Raw genomic sequence first — 17,460 nt, forward strand, 5'->3', positions numbered from 1 at the left:
GGCGGCCGGCGAAAACCGCCGGGCGGGCTCAGCCGTGCAGCGTCTCGTGCCAGTAGTGGCAGGCGCTGCGACGGCCCACCAGCTCCTCCCCGTGCTCGCCCACCACCGGTACCAGCGACGGCAGTTCGGCCAGGCAGCGGTCCCGCGCCCGCTCGCAGCGCGGGTTGAAGGCGCAGCCCTCCGGGATCCGCAGCAGGTTGGGCGGCAGCCCCTTGATCGCGTGCAGGTCCTGGCCCTTCTGGTCCAGCCGCGGGATGGAGTCCAGCAGGCCCCGGGTGTACGGGTGGGCCGGGCGCGCGTACAGCTCGTGCACCGGCGCGGTCTCCACGATCCGCCCCGCGTACATCACCGCGATCTTGTCCGCGACGTCCGCGACCACACCGAGGTCATGGGTGATCAGGATCAGCCCCATGTTGAACTCGGCCTGCAGCTCGGCCAGCAGGTCCATCACCTGGGCCTGCACCGTCACGTCCAGGGCGGTGGTGGGCTCGTCCGCGATGATCAGGTCCGGCTCCAGCGAGAGCGCCATCGCGATCATGATGCGCTGGCGCATACCGCCCGAGAACTGGTGCGGGAAGTCGCCGACCCGCTGCCTGGCCGCCGGGATGCGCACCCGCTCCATCAGCTCGACGGCCTTCTCCCGGGCCTCCTTGCGGGTGACCCCGTGGTGGACCCGGAACATCTCGCCCAGCTGGTAGCCCACGCTGAGCACCGGGTTGAGCGCGGACAGCGCGTCCTGGAAGATCATCGCGATCCGCCGGCCCCGGACGGCCCGCCGGGCGTTGGCGCTCATGGTCAGCAGGTCCTCGCCCCGGAACAGCACCCGCCCCGCGGTGATCCGCCCCGGCGGCATGTCCAGGATGCCCATGATCGCCTGCGCCGTCACCGACTTGCCGGAGCCGGACTCCCCCAGCACCGCCAGCGTCTCGCCCGCCGACACCGCGTAGCTCACCCCGTTGACGGCCTTCGCCACGCCGTCCCTGGTGTGGAACTCCACATGCAGGTCCTCGACCTCCAGCAACGGCGTCCCGGGCGCCAGGCTCTCCCGTCCGCCGCCGACCACCTCCACCGCGTCCATGTGAGCAGCCCTCCTCAGCACAGCAGCGACCATCGATGGGCGCAGAGCAACTATCAAGGACAGGGCCGGACTTGGCGAGCCCGCAGGAGATCTCTTTTCCATCACGGGACGAACGGCGAGGGCGCGCCCCCATCGCGGGGACGCGCCCTGGAGACCGCCGACCGGCTACTCCGTACCGCCCTGCCCGCTCTCCCCGGCCTGCCCGCTCTGCCCGGCCTGCCCGATCTCGCGCTCCGCCGCGCTCTGCCCGATCTCGCGCTCCGCCGCGAAGTGACACGCCGAGTCGTGCGAGGCCGCCCCGTCCAGCCAGGACGGCGCGGCGAGCAGCGGCACCTCCACCTCGCACCGCTGCTGCGCCTTCCAGCAGCGGGTGCGGAAGCGGCAGCCGGAGGGCGGGTTGGCCGGCGAGGGCACGTCCCCGGTGAGCACGATCCGGTCGCGGGACTCGCGCGCCGCCGGGTCCGGCACCGGCACCGCGGAGAGCAGCGCCTGGGTGTACGGGTGGGTGGCGTGGTCGTAGATCTCCGCGTCGCTGCCGACTTCGACCATCTTCCCGAGGTACATCACGCCGACCCGGTCGGAGATGTGCCGGACGATGGAGAGGTCGTGGGCGATGAACATGTACGACAGGTTGAACTCGCCTTGCAGCTGCTCCAGCAGGTTGATCACCTGCGCCTGCACCGAGACGTCCAGCGCCGACACCGGCTCGTCGCAGATGATGATCTCGGGCTTGAGCGCGAGACCGCGGGCGATGCCGATGCGCTGGCGCTGGCCGCCGGAGAACTGGTGCGGGTACCGGTTGATGTACTCCGGGTTGAGCCCGACCACGTCCAGCAGGTCCTGCACGGCCTTGCGGCGGTCGCCCTTGGGCGCCACCTCGGGGTGGATCTCGTACGGCTCGCCGATGATGTCGCCGACCGTCATCCGCGGGTTCAGCGAGGTGTACGGGTCCTGGAACACCATCTGGATGTTGCGCCGGACGGCCTTGAGCGCCGCGCCGGACAGCCGGGAGATCTCCTCGCCCTTGTACCGGACCGAGCCCCCGGTGGCCGGCTCCAGGTTCATCAGCACCTTGGCCAGCGTGGACTTCCCGCAGCCGGACTCGCCGACGATGCCGAGCGTCTCACCCTGCATCAGGTCGAAGCTGACCCCGTCGACCGCCTTGACCGCGCCGACCCGCTTCTTGAACAGGACGCCCTGGGTCAGCGGGAAGTGCTTGATCAGGTCCCGGACTTCGAGGATCGGCTCGCCGCGCGGCACCTCCTGCGTGAAGGCGGCCTCCTCGGGCACCGCCGCGCCCAGTGCGCTGGCCCCGTTAGCGGTCATGGAGGGTCTCCTTCCAGAAGAAGCAGGCGCTGCCGCGTCCCTCCAGCGGCGTCCCGTCCTCCTCGGTGACCGGGAACAGGTCCGGCACCTCGGCCCGGCAGACGTCCTGCGCGCGCGGGCAGCGCGGGTTGAAGGCGCAGCCCGGGGGGATCCGCAGCAGGTTGGGCGGCAGGCCCTTGATCGCGTAGAGCTCCTGGCCCTTCTGGTCCAGGCGGGGGATCGAGTCCAGCAGGCCCCGGGTGTACGGGTGGGCCGGGCGCGCGTACAGCTCGTGCACCGGGGCGGTCTCCACGATCCGGCCCGCGTACATCACCGCGATCTTGTCCGCGACGTCGGCGACCACGCCGAGGTCATGGGTGATCAGGATGAGCCCCATGTTGTACTCGGCCTGCAGCTCGGCGAGCAGGTCCATCACCTGGGCCTGGACGGTGACGTCCAGGGCGGTGGTGGGCTCGTCCGCGATGATCAGGTCCGGTTCCAGGGCCAGCGCCATCGCGATCATGATGCGCTGGCGCATGCCGCCGGAGAACTGGTGCGGGTAGTCGTTCACCCGCTGCTTGGCCGCCGGGATGCGCACCCGCTCCATCAGCTCGACGGCCTTCTCCCGGGCCTCCGCCCGGGAGACCCCCCGGTGGGCCCGGAACATCTCGCCCAGCTGGTAGCCCACGCTGAGCACCGGATTGAGGGCGGAGAGCGCGTCCTGGAAGATCATCGCGATCTTCTGGCCGCGGATCTTCCGGCGCTCCTCCTTGCCCATCGTGAGCATGTCCCGGCCCCGGAAGCGGATCTCGCCGCGCGGGATCCGGGCCGGCGGCATGTCCAGGATGCCCATGATCGCCTGGGCCGTCACCGACTTGCCGGAGCCGGACTCCCCCAGCACGGCGAGCGTCTCGCCCGCCGACACCGAGTAGTCGACGCCGTTCACGGCCTTGGCCACGCCGTCCCGGGTGACGAACTCGACGTGCAGGTCCCGCACGTCGAGCAGCGGCCCCTCGTACGGCGCCTCCCGCTCCCGCTTGGCGGTGTCCACCGCTGTGTTCACGTTGCGCTCCCCTCGCTCAGCGAAGCTTCGGGTCGAGGGCGTCGCGTACCGCGTCGCCCAGCATGATGAAGGCCAGCACGGTGACGGAGAGTGCCGCGGCCGGGAAGAACAGCACATAGGGCGCCGTCCGGATCACCTTCTGGGCGGAGGAGATGTCGATGCCCCAGGAGATGGTCGGGTCCTGCAAGCCGATGCCGAGGAAGCTCAGCGTCGCCTCGGTGGCGATGTAACCGCCGAGCGCGATGGTCGCCACCACGATCACCGGGGCGATAGCGTTCGGCAGGATGTGCCGGAACATCAGCCGGCCCGTGCCGGCGCCGAGTGCCCGGCCCGCCACCACGAAGTCGGCCTGCTTGACGGTCAGCACCGCACCCCGCATCACGCGGGCGATCTGGGTCCAGCCGAGCACGCCGAGCGCGATGACCACGCTCCACACCGTGCGGGTGGCGAAGGCGTTCAGCAGCACCAGGGCGCCGAGCAGCAGCGGGATGCCGAAGAAGATGTCGGTGATCCGGGAGACCACCGCGTCCACGGCGCCGCCGAAGTACCCGGCGACCATCCCGGTCAGCCCGCCGAGCACGGTCACCGCGGCGGTCACGAAGATGCCGACGGTGATCGAGGCCCGGGCGCCGTAGATCACCCGGGCGTAGATGGACCGGCCCTGGGCGTCGTAGCCGAACCAGCCGCCCCCGAACACGTCGCCCCAGTTCGGCCGCCTGAGGTAGTCGTTGACCAGGTCGGCCTTGCGCGGGTCGGTGTCGGTGAAGGCCCAGGGGAAGATCGCCATCACGACCAGCAGCAGGATCAGCACCGCGGAGATCAGGAAGATCGGCCGCCCGCGCAGGTCGCGCCAGGCGTCGCCCCAGAGGCTGCGGGCCTCCTCCCGCTTCACCGGGTCGCGTTCGACCAGGGTCTCCTGCTCGACCGCCATGCCCTGCTCGCCCGCGTAGTCGAGGTGCGAGACGCCCGGCTTGGGGTGCGGTTCGTACGAGTCCTCGTCGTGGATGTCAGGCATAGCGGATCCTCGGGTCCAGGACCGCGTAGAGCAGGTCTACGAGCAGGCTGGCGACCAGGTAGACGATCACCAGGACGGTCACGATGCCGACCACGGTCGGGCCTTCCTTCTGGTTGATCGCCCGGTACAGGACGTTGCCGATCCCCTGTACGTTGAAGATGCCCTCGGTGACGATCGCCCCGCCCATCAGCGCGCCCAGGTCGGTCCCGAGGAAGGTGACCACCGGGATCAGCGAGTTGCGCAGCAGGTGACGGGAGATGATGGTCCGCCGGGGCAGCCCCTTGGCGACCGCGGTGCGGATGTAGTCGGCCCGCAGGTTCTCGCCGATGGACGTCCGGGTGAGCCGGGCGACGTACGCGAGCGAGAGCGAGCCCAGGACGGTGGCCGGCAGGACGAGCTGGGTGAGGTCGTAGCTGTCCTGCACGGTCGGGGTGACCCAGCCGAGGTTGGTGGCGAACACCGTCTGGGCGATGTAGGCGAGCACGAAGACCGGGATCGAGATCACCACGAGGGTCAGGATCAGCACCAGGGTGTCCGCGATGCTGCCGCGCTTGAGCCCGGAGAGCACGCCGAGGGCCAGGCCCAGGACCATCTCGAAGACGAACGCCATCAGCGCGAGCCGGATGGTCACCGGGAAGGCGTCCGCCATGATGTCGGAGACCGGGCGGCCGGTGAAGCTGGTGCCGAAGTCCCCCTGGAAGAGGTTCCCCATGTAGTGCAGGTACTGCTTCCAGATCGGCTGGTCCAGGTAGTACGTGTGCTTGATGCTGGCCACCACGGCCGGGTCCGCGGCCTTGTCGCCGAACAGCGCCGTCACCGGGTCACCGGGCAGCGAGTAGACCATCACGAAGATCAGCAGCGTGGTGCCGAAGAACACCGGGATCATCTGCAGCACCCGCCGCAGCACGTAACTGCCCATCCGAGCCTCCTTCCTAGGTGCCCGACCGGCCGGGCCGGCCGGCCGGGAGACCGCGCCCCGCCCTCCGTGCGGGGAGGGCGGGGCCGGCGCTGGGGATCAGGGCCCGGGGATCAGCCCTTGACCTCGACCTGGGTCCAGGCCGGGTTGCCGAAGGAGTCGAACTTCACGTTCTGCACCTTGGAGGAGTAGCCCGAGTTGGTGCGGTAGTACCAGAGCGGGATCGCCGGCATGCCGCTCGGCAGCACGGCCTCGGCCTGCTGGTAGCCGGTCACCGTGTCGGCGACGCTGGGGGCCTCGTCGGCCTTGGTGGCGGCCTCGTCGAACTGCGGACTGCTGTAGCCGAAGTCGTTGGAGGCGGCGCCGGTGCGGTAGACGTCCGACAGGAAGTTGGCGTTCAGCGGGTAGTCCTGCACCCAGCCGGTGCGGAAGGCGCCGTTGATCTGGTGCCCGGTGATCGCCGCCCGCGCGGTCTTGAAGTCGGGCTTCGGGTCACCCAGGCAGTCGACGCCGGTGCTCTGCCGGATCGAGTTGCAGACCGCGTCGACCCACTCCTTGTGGCCGCCGTCCGCGTTGTAGGTGATCAGCAGCTTGTTGCCGGGGACGCCGCCGCCGTCCTGGATCAGCTGCTTGGCCTTGGCCGGGTCGAACTTGCAGAAGTCCCCGCAGGCGCCGTCCTTGTAGCCCTCGACGCCCTCGGCCACCCAGGCGGTGGCCGGCTTGCGGGAGCCCTGCAGCACCGTCTTGGTGATGACGTCGCGGTCGATCGCCATCGACAGGCCCTGGCGCACCTTGGCCTTGTCCGGCGCGGCCCAGTCGGCCTGGTAGAGCGTGAAGCCGATGTTCTGGATGGCGCCCTGCGGGGCGTCCACCGCCCGGTCGCCGAGGTCGTTCTTGTACGTCGCCAGCGCGGACGGCGGCACCTGGTCCATCACGTCCAGGTTGCTGGACTGCAGGTCCGCGTAGGCGGCCTCGGCCGTGGTGTACATCTTGAAGACGATGCCGCCGTTCTTCGGCTTGTCCACGCCCTGGTAGTCCGGGAAGGCCTTGGTGACCACCTGGCTGTTGTGCGCCCAGCTGACGAACTGGTAGGCGCCGTTGCCCACCGGCTTCTGCCCGTACCCGGCCGGGTCCTTGAAGAAGCCGTCCGGCAGCGGTGAGAAGGCGATGTAGCCGAGCTTGTACTCGAAGTACGAGACCTTGTGGCTCAGCTTCACGGTGAAGTGCAGGTCGTCGGTGACGGTCAGGCCGGACATCTTGTCGACGGTCGGCTTGCCGGTGGCCGGGTGGATGTCCTGGTAGCCCTCGATGTCGGAGAACCAGGAGCTGTTGATCTGGTTGCTCGCGGGGTTGGCGCCCCAGTTCCAGGCGTCGACGAAGTTCTTGGCGTGCACCGGGGTACCGTCGTGGAACTTCCAGCCGTCCTTCAGCGTGATGGCGAAGGTCTGCGAGTCGCTGGTCTCGATCTTGTCGGCGACCTGCATCCGGATCTTGGCGTTGGTGGGGTCGTAGTCGACCAGCCCCTTGAAGAGGTTCTGGATGATGCGACCACCGCCGACCTCGTTCGCGTTGGCGGGCTGCAGCGCGTTCTGCGGCTCGCTGCTCTGGTAGCTGAAGGTCTTGCTGGCGTCCGACGAGCTGCTGCCTCCTCCGCCGCTGCTGCTGCACCCGGTGGCCACCAGGGCCACGGACGTCGCAACGGCGAGGACCCAACGAGCGCGGGCGGCTACGGGCATGGAGGTCCCTCCTCAAGGTGTGTGTCGCATCACACCCCATGAGAAGCGCGCCCCGGCGACGGCGCGAGTCGGGTGCACCCGGATGGGTGCCGTGACCCCCCTGCCGAGTTGACGAGGCGCCGCATCGACGCAGCGTCTCCTCGTATCAGCACAACGACGGAAGGGCCCGTGGCGGGAAGCCACGGGCCCTTCCGGGGAGAGCGGGGGTCAGGCCGCGGCCTGCACCCGGACCTCGGGGAAGTGGCAGGCCGAGTCGTGCGCGGCCGCGCCCTTCAGCACCGTGGGCACCGCGAGCAGCGGGATCTCCTCGGCGCAGCGGTCCTCCGCCTTCCAGCAGCGGGTGCGGAAGCGGCAGCCGGACGGCGGGTTGGCCGGCGAGGGGATGTCACCGCTGAGGATGATCCGGTCGCGGGACTCGCGCGCCGCCGGGTCCGGCACCGGCACCGCGGAGAGCAGCGCCTGGGTGTACGGGTGGGTGGCGTTGTCGTAGATCTCCTCGTCGCTGCCGATCTCGACCATCTTGCCCAGGTACATCACGCCGACGCGGTCGGAGATGTGCCGGACGATGGAGAGGTCGTGCGCGATGAACATGTACGACAGCTCGAACTCGCTCTGCAGCTGCTCCAGCAGGTTGATCACCTGCGCCTGGACGGACACGTCCAGGGCGGAGACCGGCTCGTCGCAGATGATGATCTCGGGCTTGAGCGCGAGGCCGCGGGCGATGCCGATGCGCTGGCGCTGGCCGCCGGAGAACTGGTGCGGGTACCGGTTGATGTACTCCGGGTTCAGACCCACGACGTCCAGCAGGTCCTGGACGGCCTTGCGGCGGTCGCCCTTGGGCGCCACCTCCGGGTGGATCTCGAACGGCTCACCGATGATGTCGCCGACCGTCATGCGCGGGTTCAGCGAGGTGTACGGGTCCTGGAACACCATCTGGATGTTGCGGCGGACGGACTTGAGCGCCGCGCCGGACAGCTGGGAGATGTCCTCGCCCTTGAACAGGACCTGGCCGGAGGTGGCCCGCTCCAGGTTCATCAGCACCTTGGCCAGCGTGGACTTGCCACAGCCGGACTCGCCGACGATGCCGAGCGTCTCACCCTTCTTCAGCTCGAAGGAGATGCCGTCGACGGCCTTGACGGCGCCGACCTGCTTCTTGAACAGGACGCCCTGGGTCAGCGGGTAGTGCTTGACCAGGTCCTTGACCTCCAGGATGTTCTCAGCCATGGAGGGTCTCCTTCCAAAGGTGGCACGCGCTGCGGCGGCCGGTGAGCTCCTTGCCGTCCTTGTCGGTCACGTGGTGCAGCGCCGGGATCTCGGTGCGGCACAGGTCGGTGGCGACGTCGCAACGGGGGTTGAACGCGCAGCCGGCCGGGACCTTCAGCAGGTTCGGGGGGAGGCCCTTGATCGCGTAGAGCTCCTGGCCCTTCTGGTCCAGGCGCGGGATGGAGCGGAGCAGGCCCTTGGTGTACGGGTGCGCGGGGTTCGCGTACAGCTCGTGCACCGGGGCGGTCTCCACGATCCGGCCCGCGTACATCACGGCGATCTTGTCCGCGACGTCGGCGACCACGCCGAGGTCGTGGGTGATCAGGATCAGGCCCATGTTGTACTCGGCCTGCAGCTCGGCGAGCAGGTCCATCACCTGGGCCTGGACGGTGACGTCCAGGGCGGTGGTGGGCTCGTCGGCGATGATCAGGTCGGGCTGCAGGGAGAGCGCCATCGCGATCATGATGCGCTGGCGCATGCCGCCGGAGAACTGGTGCGGGTAGTCGTTCACCCGCTGCCGGGCGGCGGGGATGCGCACCCGGTCCATCAGCTCGATGGCCTTCTCCTTCGCCTCCTTCTTGGAGGCGCCCTGGTGCACCCGGAACATCTCGCCGAGCTGGTAGCCCACGCTGAGCACCGGGTTGAGGGCGGAGAGCGCGTCCTGGAAGATCATCGCGATCTTCTGGCCGCGGATCTTCCGGCGCTCCTCGTTGCCCATCGTGAGCATGTCCTGGCCGCGGAACAGGATCTGGCCCTGGGTCACCTTGCCCGGGGGCATGTCCAGGATGCCCATGATGGTCTGCGCCGTCACGGACTTGCCGGAGCCGGACTCACCGAGCACGGCGAGCGTCTCGCCCGCCGCGACGGAGTAGTTGACGCCGTTCACGGCCTTGGCGATCCCGTCCCGGGTGTGGAACTCCACGTGGAGGTCCTTGACCTCGAGGAGCGGGGTTCCGACTTCGAGACGATCGTTCTTCTGGTTGTTCTCGATCACGGTGGTCATCGGGTCGTCACCTCTTCTCTCAGCGGAGCTTCGGGTCGAGGGCGTCGCGCACCGCGTCGCCGAGCATGATGAAGGCCAGCACGGTCAAGCTCAGCATGCCGGCGGGGAAGAACAGCGCGAACGGCGCCGTCCGGATCACCTTCTGGGCCGAGTTGATGTCGATGCCCCAGGAGATGGTCGGGTCCTGCAGACCGATGCCGAGGAAGCTCAGCGTCGCCTCGGTGGCGATGTAGCCGCCGAGCGCGATGGTGGCGACGACGATCACCGGGGCGATCGCGTTCGGCAGGATGTGCTTGAACAGGATCCGGGTGGTGCCGGCGCCGAGCGCCTTGGCCGCGGTCACGAAGTCGGCCTGCTTGACCGTGATGACCGAGCCGCGCATGACACGGGTCATCTGGGTCCAGCCCAGGGCGACCAGGGCGAAGACCACGCTCCAGATGGTGCGCTCGGTGAAGGCGTTCAGGATCACCAGGGCGCCGAGCAGCAGCGGGATGCCGAAGAAGATGTCGGTGACCCGGGAGATGATCGTGTCGATCCAGCCGCCGAAGTAACCGGCGAGCATGCCCGTGATGCCACCGAGGATGGTCACACCGGCGGTGACACAGATGCCGACCACGACCGAGGCGCGGGCACCGTAGATGACGCGGGCGTAGATGCTGCGGCCCTGGAGGTCGTAGCCGAACCAGTCGGCCTGGAAGAAGCTGCCGTAGTTCGGCTTCGTCAGGTAGTGGTTGCGCAGGTCGCCGGCGCGCGGGTCCACCGAGGTGAACAGGCCCGGCGCGATCGCGATGACGACCAGCAGCAGGATGAGCAGCGCGGAGATCACGAAGATCGGCTTGCGGCGCAGGTCGTGCCAGGCGTCCGAGCCGAGGCTGCGGGCCTTCTCCTGCTTCGGCGCCGGGGCGTCCGCGGTGCGCTGCGCCGGGATGTCCCCGGAGGTCTTCTTCTCGGTCAGATCAGGCATACCGGATCCTCGGGTCCAGGACCGCGTAAAGCAGGTCGACGATCAGGCCGGCGGCCAGGTACACGAGCACGAGGAAGGCGACGAAGCCGGAGACGGTCGCACCCTCCTTCATGTTGATCGCTTGGTACAGCGCGTGGCCGACACCCTGGACGTTGAAGATGCCCTCGGTGACGATCGCGCCGGCCATCAGGTTGCCGAGGTCGGTGCCGAGGTAGGTGACGACCGGGATCATCGAGTTGCGCAGCAGGTGGGTGCCGATGACCTTGCGTCGCGGCAGGCCCTTGGCCACCGCGGTGCGGACGTAGTCGGCCTTGATGTTCTCGGCTATGGAGGTACGGGTGAGGCGCGCGACGTAGGCCAGCGACAGCGAGCCGAGCACGACGGCCGGCAGCACCAGCTGGGTGATGTCGTTGCTGTCCTGGACGGTCGGGGTGACCCACTTGAGGTTCTGCCCGAAGACCGTCTGGACGACGAAGCCGAGCACCGGGACCGGGATCGCGATCAGCAGCAGGGTGAGGACCAGGGTGCCCTTGTCGAACAGCTTGCCGCGGCGCAGGCCGGAGAACAGGCCGATGGCGATACCGACCACGATCTCGATGGCGAACGCGAACAGCGCCAGCCGGACCGTGACCGGCAGGGCATCGGTGATCTTGTCGAGCACCGGACGTCCGTCCAGGGAGGTGCCGAAGTCGCCGGTGAGCAGGTTCCCCATGTAGGAGAGGTACTGCTGCAGCAGCGGCTGGTCGAGTCCCTGCTGGTGCTTCAGGGCTGCGAGCTGCACCGGGTCCGGCGCCTTGTCGCCCCACAACGCTGCCAGCGGGTCACCGGGCAGCAAGTGCACCATGAAAAAGATGAGTGCGGTCGTTCCGAGGAACACCGGGATCATCTGGAGCAGTCGCCTTGCGACAAAGCGCCCCATCGTGCCTCCATGTATGACTCTGCCGGGCCCGTCAACCCGGCCAGAGATAAGTCGGCGTGCCAACGGCCGGTGCCAGTCCTCGCCCTTGTGGGGATGGGACGGGCACCGGCCGTTGTCACCGGGTCAGGCGGTGCCGACCGATTACTACTTCTTGACCTCGACGTCGGTGTAGACCGGGTCGCCGAAGGAGTTGAACTTGACGTTCTGGACCTTCTTGGAGTAGCCCGAGTTCGTCTTGTAGTACCAGAGCGGGATCGCCGGCATGTCCTTGGCCAGAACGGCCTCGGCCTGCTGGTACAGGTCCGCGGTCTTCTCGACCGAGGTGGCGGCGTCGGCCTCGTGCGACAGCTTGTCGAACTCGGCGCTCGAGTAGCCGGCGTCGTTGGCCGAGGCACCCGTGCCGTAGACGTCGCGCAGGAAGTTGGCGTTCAGCGGGTAGTCCTGCACCCAGCCGGTACGCATCATGCTCGGGACGGCCTTCTTCGTGATGATGTCACGAGAGGTCTTGAAGTCGGGCTTCGGGTCACCGAGGCACTCGACGCCGGTCGCCTGGCGGATCGAGTTGCAGACCGCGTCCACCCACTCCTTGTGGCCACCGTCGGAGTTGTAGATGATGCCGATCTTGCCACCGGGGACGCCGCCGCCCTCGGTGATCAGCTGCTTGGCCTTCTCCGGGTTGTACTTGCAGGCGTCACCACAGGTGCCGGCCTTGTAGCCCATGACGCCCGGCGCCACGAACGAGTCGGCGGGCTGACGGCTGTTGTTCAGCACGGTCTTGGTGATGGTGTCGCGGTCGATCGCCATCGAGAGACCCTGGCGAACCTTGGCCTTGGCCGGGTCGGTCCACTCCGCGTTGTACAGCGCGAAGGAGATGTTCTGGATGGCACCCTGCGCCTGGTCGACGGCGCGCTTGCCCAGGTCGTCCTTGTACTTCGGCAGGTCGGTCGAGTCGACCTGGTCCAGCACGTCCAGCGTGTCGGACATCAGGTCCTTGTACGCGGCCTCGGGCGAGGTGTAGGCGCGGAAGACGATGCCGCCGTTCTTCGCCTTGTTGGTGCCCGTGTACTTGTCGTAGGCGGCCAGGGTGATGGCCTTGTTGTGCTCCCACGACACGAACTTGTAGGGGCCGTTGCCGACCGGCTTCTGGCCGTAGCCCTCCGGGTCGGAGAAGAAGCCCTCGGGCAGCGGGAAGAACGCCGAGTAGCCGAGCTTGTACGTGAAGTACGAGACGGTGTCGCTCAGTTCGATGGTGAAGTGAGTGTCGTCGATGACCTTGAGGCCCGACATCTCCTTCGCCGTCGGGGCGCCCTTGTCCTTGTCCGGGTGGACGGCGTCGTAGCCGACGATGTCCGAGAACCAGTCCGAGTTGATCTGGTTGTTGGCCGGGTTGGCCGACCAGTTCCAGGACTTGACGAAGGACGAGGCGGTGACCGGGGTGCCGTCGTGGAAGGTCCAGCCGGACTTCAGCGTGACGGTGTAGGTCTTGGAGTCGGTGGTCTCGATCTTGTCGGCCACCTGGTTGCGCAGGGCACCGGTCGCGGGGTCGTAGTCGACGAGGCCCGTGAACAGCTGCTTGACGATACGGCCGCCCTGGTTCTCCATGGCGTTCGCCGGCTGCAGCGGACGCTGCGGCTCGGCGCTCTGGTAGCTGAAGACGCCCTGGGCGTTGACCGCACCATCGGAGCTGCCCCCGCTGGAGGAGTCGCTGCTGCTGCTACAAGCAGTCGCGGCAAGGGCGACCGCAACAGCTGCGACAACCCACTTGGCCTGGCTCCCACCACGCATCGGTGTGCCTCCTGAATTCGACGTTGCAACGAGGAGAGCACCGCGGAACGGCTGTTCACCGGACCCGCTGTGCCGTCCGCGCTCGTGGTTTCGGCGCGCACCCCTGCGCGTTCACCCTTGACCCGAGCCTGACTGCACCCACTATCCGTCACGCACGGACACGAAAGTGACCAGTGACGATCTCAATTAGGTCACATGAACAGTCGGTAAGTTTCGAAAACCGGACATTTGAGACATAGCCAGACAGGTACCAAACGGACAGTCGTCATGCATGACGAACCGTGGTGTCCGCTCAGCGGACACCACGGTGTGATGAGCGTTATTCGGTTAATAGCGGCCCTGGCAACTTGGAGTAGTTGAAAAAGTTCGCCCCCCTCTCCATTGGAAAGGGGGGCGAATCATTCCGGCCAATGGCCGTTCGGAGCGACCGGATCAGACCTTCTTGGCGCGCGAAGCAGTGCGTCCGCGGTCCTTCTGGTCCAGGACGACCTTACGGATGCGAACCGTCTCCGGGGTCACCTCGATGCACTCGTCCTCGCGGCAGAACTCCAGCGACTGCTCCAGCGAGAGCTTGCGCGGCGGGACGATCGACTCGGCCACGTCAGCGTTCGAGGAACGCATGTTGGTGAGCTTCTTCTCCTTGGTGATGTTGACGTCCATGTCGTCGGAGCGCGAGTTCTCGCCGACGATCATGCCCTCGTACACCTCGGTGCCCGGCTCGCAGAAGAGCACGCCGCGCTCCTGCAGGTTGGTCATCGCGAAGGCGGTCACCACGCCGGCCCGGTCGGCGACCAGGGAGCCGTTGTTGCGGGTGGTCAGCTGGCCGAACCACGGCTCGTGGCCCTCGTGGATCGAGTGGGCGATGCCGGTGCCGCGGGTGTTGGTCAGGAACTCGGTCCGGAAGCCGATCAGACCGCGGGACGGGACGACGAACTCCATCCGGACCCAGCCCGAGCCGTGGTTGGACATGTTGTCCATCCGGCCCTTGCGGATGCCCATGAGCTGCGTGACCGCGCCCATGTGCTCCTCCGGGACGTCCACCGTGAGGCGCTCGACCGGCTCGTGGGTCTTGCCGTTGACCTCCTTGGTGACCACCTGGGGCTTGCCGACGGTCAGCTCGAAGCCTTCCCGGCGCATCGTCTCGATCAGGATGGCCAGCGCCAGCTCACCGCGGCCCTGCACCTCCCAGGCGTCCGGCCGCTCGGTCTCCAGCACGCGCAGCGAGACGTTACCGATCAGCTCGCGGTCCAGGCGGTCCTTCACCTGGCGGGCGGTGACCTTGCGGTCCACCTTGGCGCCGGACTTGGCGTCCGCGCCCTTGCCGCTGCCGCCACGGCCGACCAGCGGCGAGGTGTTGGTGCCGATGGTCATCGAGATGGCCGGCTCGTCCACCGTGATCAGCGGCAGCGCGATCGGGTTCTCCGGGTCGGCCAGGGTCTCGCCGATCATGATCTCGGAGATGCCGGCGACGGCGCAGATGTCACCGGGGCCCGCCACCTCGGCCGGCTTGCGGGTGAGCGCCTCGGTCATCAGCAGCTCGGAGATGCGGACGTTCGAGATGCTGCCGTCGCGCTTGATCCAGGCCACGGTCTGGCCCTTGCGCAGCTCGCCCTGCTCGACGCGGAGCAGCGCGATGCGGCCGAGGAAGTTGTCGGCGTCCAGGTTGGTCACGTGGGCCTGCAGCGGCGCGTCCGCGTCGTAGCTCGGCGCCGGGACGTGCTCCAGCAGAGTGGAGAAGAACGGCTCCAGGCTGGTGGAGTCCGCCGGGACGGTGCCGTTCTCCGGCTTGGTCAGCGAGGCGACGCCGTCACGGGCACAGGCGTAGACGATCGGGAACTCGATCTGGTCCTCGTCCGCGTCCAGGTCCAGGAACAGGTCGTAGGTCTCGTTGATGACCTCGTCGATCCGGGAGTCCGGGCGGTCCGTCTTGTTGATGCAGAGGATGACGGGCAGGCGGGCCGTGAGCGCCTTGCGCAGCACGAAGCGGGTCTGCGGCAGCGGGCCCTCGGAGGCGTCGACCAGCAGGACGACCGCGTCCACCATCGACAGACCGCGCTCGACCTCACCACCGAAGTCGGCGTGGCCCGGGGTGTCGATGATGTTGATGGTGATCGGCGCGCCACCATCCTTCGGGTGGTACTTGACCGCGGTGTTCTTCGCGAGAATGGTGATGCCCTTCTCGCGCTCCAGGTCGTTCGAGTCCATCATACGGTCGTCGAGCTGCTGGTGGGCGGCGAAGGCGCCGGCCTGCTTCAGCATGGCGTCGACCAGGGTGGTCTTGCCGTGGTCGACGTGGGCGACGATGGCGACGTTACGGATGTCGTTGCGCGTGGGCATGCCTTGCGGATTCTCCCGGAATCGTGGGTTGCGGCGCCCGGCTGCGTGACGCGCACTTGCGATCCCTGTCGATCGCCGCCGCCCGTTCCGCCTGCTACTACCGGTCCACCCGCCGGGCAATGGACATGCCTCGGCTTCCTCCTATCGTACGGGGAACGGCCCAGGTGAGCAGAAACGGGCAGGTGGGGCGGGACCAAGATCACAGGTGGGTCACACACTCTTCACCCGACGGCCGCCCCGGGGCCAGGCCCCGGACTCCCCCGCGCAGGCCTCCGCTACCGCTCCCGGATCCACCCCGTGTCCTGGAAGCGGGGGCGGCCGAAGCCGAAGGCGCCGGCGCCCGCGACGCCGTCGCGGACGGCGACCAGTTCGGGGCGCTGGTAGAGCGGGACCGAGTGGCCGAGCTGCCAGATCCGTACGTCCGCCTCCTGCAGCAGGTCCAGTCGGGCCGCCGGGTCCAGTTCGGTGGCGGCCCGGTCGAACAGCCGGTCGATCTCCTCGGTGCCGCTGCGGCCGTAGTTGGTGCCGGGGTCGAGCGCGCCGTCGGGGCCGGGCCGGGGTTTGGCGTAGGCAGGGCGCTGTTCGCCCACCGGGCTGGGGCCGGCCGGCCAGGAGAACAGGGCGAGGTCGTAGTCCCCGGCGGCCAGGTGGTCCTTGACGAAGGTCTCGGCGGGCGAGGTCACCGGCTTCAGCGCGATGCCGGACTCCGCGAGGTCGGCGGTGAGCGCGTCGGCGGTGCGCCTGGCGGTCACCGAGCCGGCCGGGACGAGCAGGGTCAGGGTGAGCGCCCTGCCGTCCTTGACCCGGGTGCCGCCGTTCGGCCGTTTCCAGCCCGCGTCGTCCAGCAGCCGGGCCGCGTCGGCCGGGCCGGCCGCGGCGCTGTTGTCCCGGTAGCCCTCCTGGTCCCCGGCGAGCAGGTGGCTGCCGAGCGGGGCGGCGGGCAGGCCGAGCGGGGTGAGCGCGGCCTCGGCGATCCGGCGCCGGTCGACCGCCCGGGCCAGCGCCCGCCGTACGGCCGGGTCGGTGAGCGGGGTGCGGGCGGCGTTGACGGTGAGCTGGGTGAGCGAGGCCGCGGCGGCCCGGTGCACGGTGACGCCGGGCAGTGACTCGGCCCGGCGCAGCGCCGTCGCCGCCGCCTCGGGCGAGGGCACGGCCCGGTCGAGTGCCGCGGTGAGCGGGGCGATGTCCAGCCGGTCCTGGTCGAGCGCGTCCAGCCGCTGCTCCGGCGGGGTGGCGAGGAACTCGATCCGGTCGGTCTTCGGTACGTCGCCCCACCAGCGCGGGTTGCGCACGACGGTGACCCGCCCGGCCCCGGCGTCGTACCGGGAGAGGGCGTACGGCCCCGCGCCGAGGTGGCCGTCACCGGTCAGTGCCCGGTTGAAGACGTCCGGCCGGCCGGTCTCGGCCGCCGGGTAGAGCGGCCCGAACAGCGAGCGCCACTCGGCGTACGGCTGCCGGAAGGTGACCCGGACCTCGTGCGGGCCGGCGCCCTGGGCGACCGAGTCGACGGCGTCGTACCCGGCCGGCCGCAGGCCCCGGTAGGCCGGGTCCAGGCCGGAGAGGGCGGCCCGCTGGGCGGCGAGGTCGGCGGCCGAGAGCGGGCTGCCGTCGCTCCAGACGGCGTGCGGGTTGAGCCGGTAGGTGACCACCTGCGGCCGCTGCCCGGGCGGGGTGGACTCGGCGGACTCCAGGTAGTCCGGGTCGGGCACGAGCCGGCCGTGCTCGTCGGGGCGGAACAGCGAGGGGTACAGCGCGTGGGCGATCAGCGCCGAGTCGGCGGTCGCCGCGCCCTGGTAGACGTTCAGCGTGGCCGGGACGCCGTCCACCGCCCAGCGCAGCACCCCGCCGTCCCGGACGGCGGTGCGGTCGGCGGGCCGGACGTCCCCGGTGGTCGCGGTCGGGTCGGCCGAGGCGGGCACCGGGGCGGGGGTGCGGCCGGGGGCGGGGTGGCCGGAGCAGCCGCCGAGGCCGGCGGCGAGCAGCAGGGCGGCGGCTGCGGCGGTGAGCTGGCGGACGCGCATGGCGGCCATCGAACGCCGCCGGTCCGGCCCGGCCCGCGCCGACACGGCGGGCCGG

General features: G+C 69.2%; 13 protein-coding genes. All 13 read right to left on the reverse strand.

Annotation, left to right across the window (positions count from 1 at the left end):
• Positions 1–28: 28 nt before the first annotated feature.
• The 13 genes from ACYP53_RS04770 to ACYP53_RS04830 all read right to left on the reverse strand — a co-directional run bounded on the left by ACYP53_RS04770 (position 29) and on the right by ACYP53_RS04830 (position 17,405).
• Positions 29–1,078 carry an ABC transporter ATP-binding protein gene (locus ACYP53_RS04770; protein ID WP_459646700.1) on the reverse strand — a complete coding sequence of 350 codons (1,050 nt, stop codon included), beginning with the start codon at positions 1,076–1,078 and terminating at the stop codon, positions 29–31.
• Positions 1,079–1,243: 165 nt separating this feature from the next.
• Positions 1,244–2,404, reverse strand: coding sequence for an ABC transporter ATP-binding protein (locus ACYP53_RS04775; protein ID WP_459646701.1), 1,161 nt, complete (start codon positions 2,402–2,404; stop codon positions 1,244–1,246).
• Positions 2,394–3,446, reverse strand: coding sequence for an ABC transporter ATP-binding protein (locus ACYP53_RS04780; protein WP_229928508.1), 1,053 nt, complete (start codon positions 3,444–3,446; stop codon positions 2,394–2,396). Before ACYP53_RS04780 ends, ACYP53_RS04775 begins: the two co-directional genes overlap by 11 nt.
• A 16-nt stretch (positions 3,447–3,462) precedes the next feature.
• Entirely contained in the window at positions 3,463–4,377 is a 915-nt protein-coding gene (locus ACYP53_RS04785) for an ABC transporter permease (RefSeq protein ID WP_229928543.1), read from the reverse strand.
• Between the two features lie 76 nt (positions 4,378–4,453).
• Positions 4,454–5,380: an ABC transporter permease gene (locus tag ACYP53_RS04790; RefSeq protein ID WP_189915574.1), complete on the reverse strand. Its 927-nt coding sequence runs from the start codon at positions 5,378–5,380 to the stop codon at positions 4,454–4,456.
• A 110-nt stretch (positions 5,381–5,490) separates the two neighbouring features.
• On the reverse strand, positions 5,491–7,113 hold the full coding sequence (locus tag ACYP53_RS04795; protein WP_189915573.1) for a peptide ABC transporter substrate-binding protein: 1,623 nt from the start codon (positions 7,111–7,113) through the stop codon (positions 5,491–5,493).
• Positions 7,114–7,320: 207 nt separating this feature from the next.
• Positions 7,321–8,337 carry an ABC transporter ATP-binding protein gene (locus ACYP53_RS04800; protein WP_189915572.1) on the reverse strand — a complete coding sequence of 339 codons (1,017 nt, stop codon included), beginning with the start codon at positions 8,335–8,337 and terminating at the stop codon, positions 7,321–7,323.
• Positions 8,330–9,379, reverse strand: a complete 1,050-nt coding sequence (locus ACYP53_RS04805) for an ABC transporter ATP-binding protein (RefSeq protein WP_189915571.1) — start codon at positions 9,377–9,379, stop codon at positions 8,330–8,332. Before ACYP53_RS04805 ends, ACYP53_RS04800 begins: the two co-directional genes overlap by 8 nt.
• A 19-nt stretch (positions 9,380–9,398) precedes the next feature.
• Positions 9,399–10,343 (reverse strand): ABC transporter permease, encoded by a 945-nt coding sequence (locus ACYP53_RS04810; RefSeq protein ID WP_189915570.1) that lies wholly within the window; start codon positions 10,341–10,343, stop codon positions 9,399–9,401.
• Positions 10,336–11,262: an ABC transporter permease gene (locus ACYP53_RS04815; protein WP_189915569.1), complete on the reverse strand. Its 927-nt coding sequence runs from the start codon at positions 11,260–11,262 to the stop codon at positions 10,336–10,338. Before ACYP53_RS04815 ends, ACYP53_RS04810 begins: the two co-directional genes overlap by 8 nt.
• Positions 11,263–11,406: 144 nt before the next feature.
• Entirely contained in the window at positions 11,407–13,047 is a 1,641-nt protein-coding gene (locus ACYP53_RS04820; RefSeq protein ID WP_459646702.1) for a peptide ABC transporter substrate-binding protein, read from the reverse strand.
• Between the two features lie 432 nt (positions 13,048–13,479).
• Positions 13,480–15,384, reverse strand: a complete 1,905-nt coding sequence (typA, locus tag ACYP53_RS04825) for a translational GTPase TypA (RefSeq protein WP_189915567.1) — start codon at positions 15,382–15,384, stop codon at positions 13,480–13,482.
• 275 nt (positions 15,385–15,659) lie between these two features.
• Positions 15,660–17,405, reverse strand: coding sequence for an ABC transporter family substrate-binding protein (locus ACYP53_RS04830; RefSeq protein WP_459646703.1), 1,746 nt, complete (start codon positions 17,403–17,405; stop codon positions 15,660–15,662).
• Between the last annotated feature and the right edge of the window lie 55 nt (positions 17,406–17,460).

It is taken from the genome of Kitasatospora sp. Ki12, from assembly GCF_054601375.1.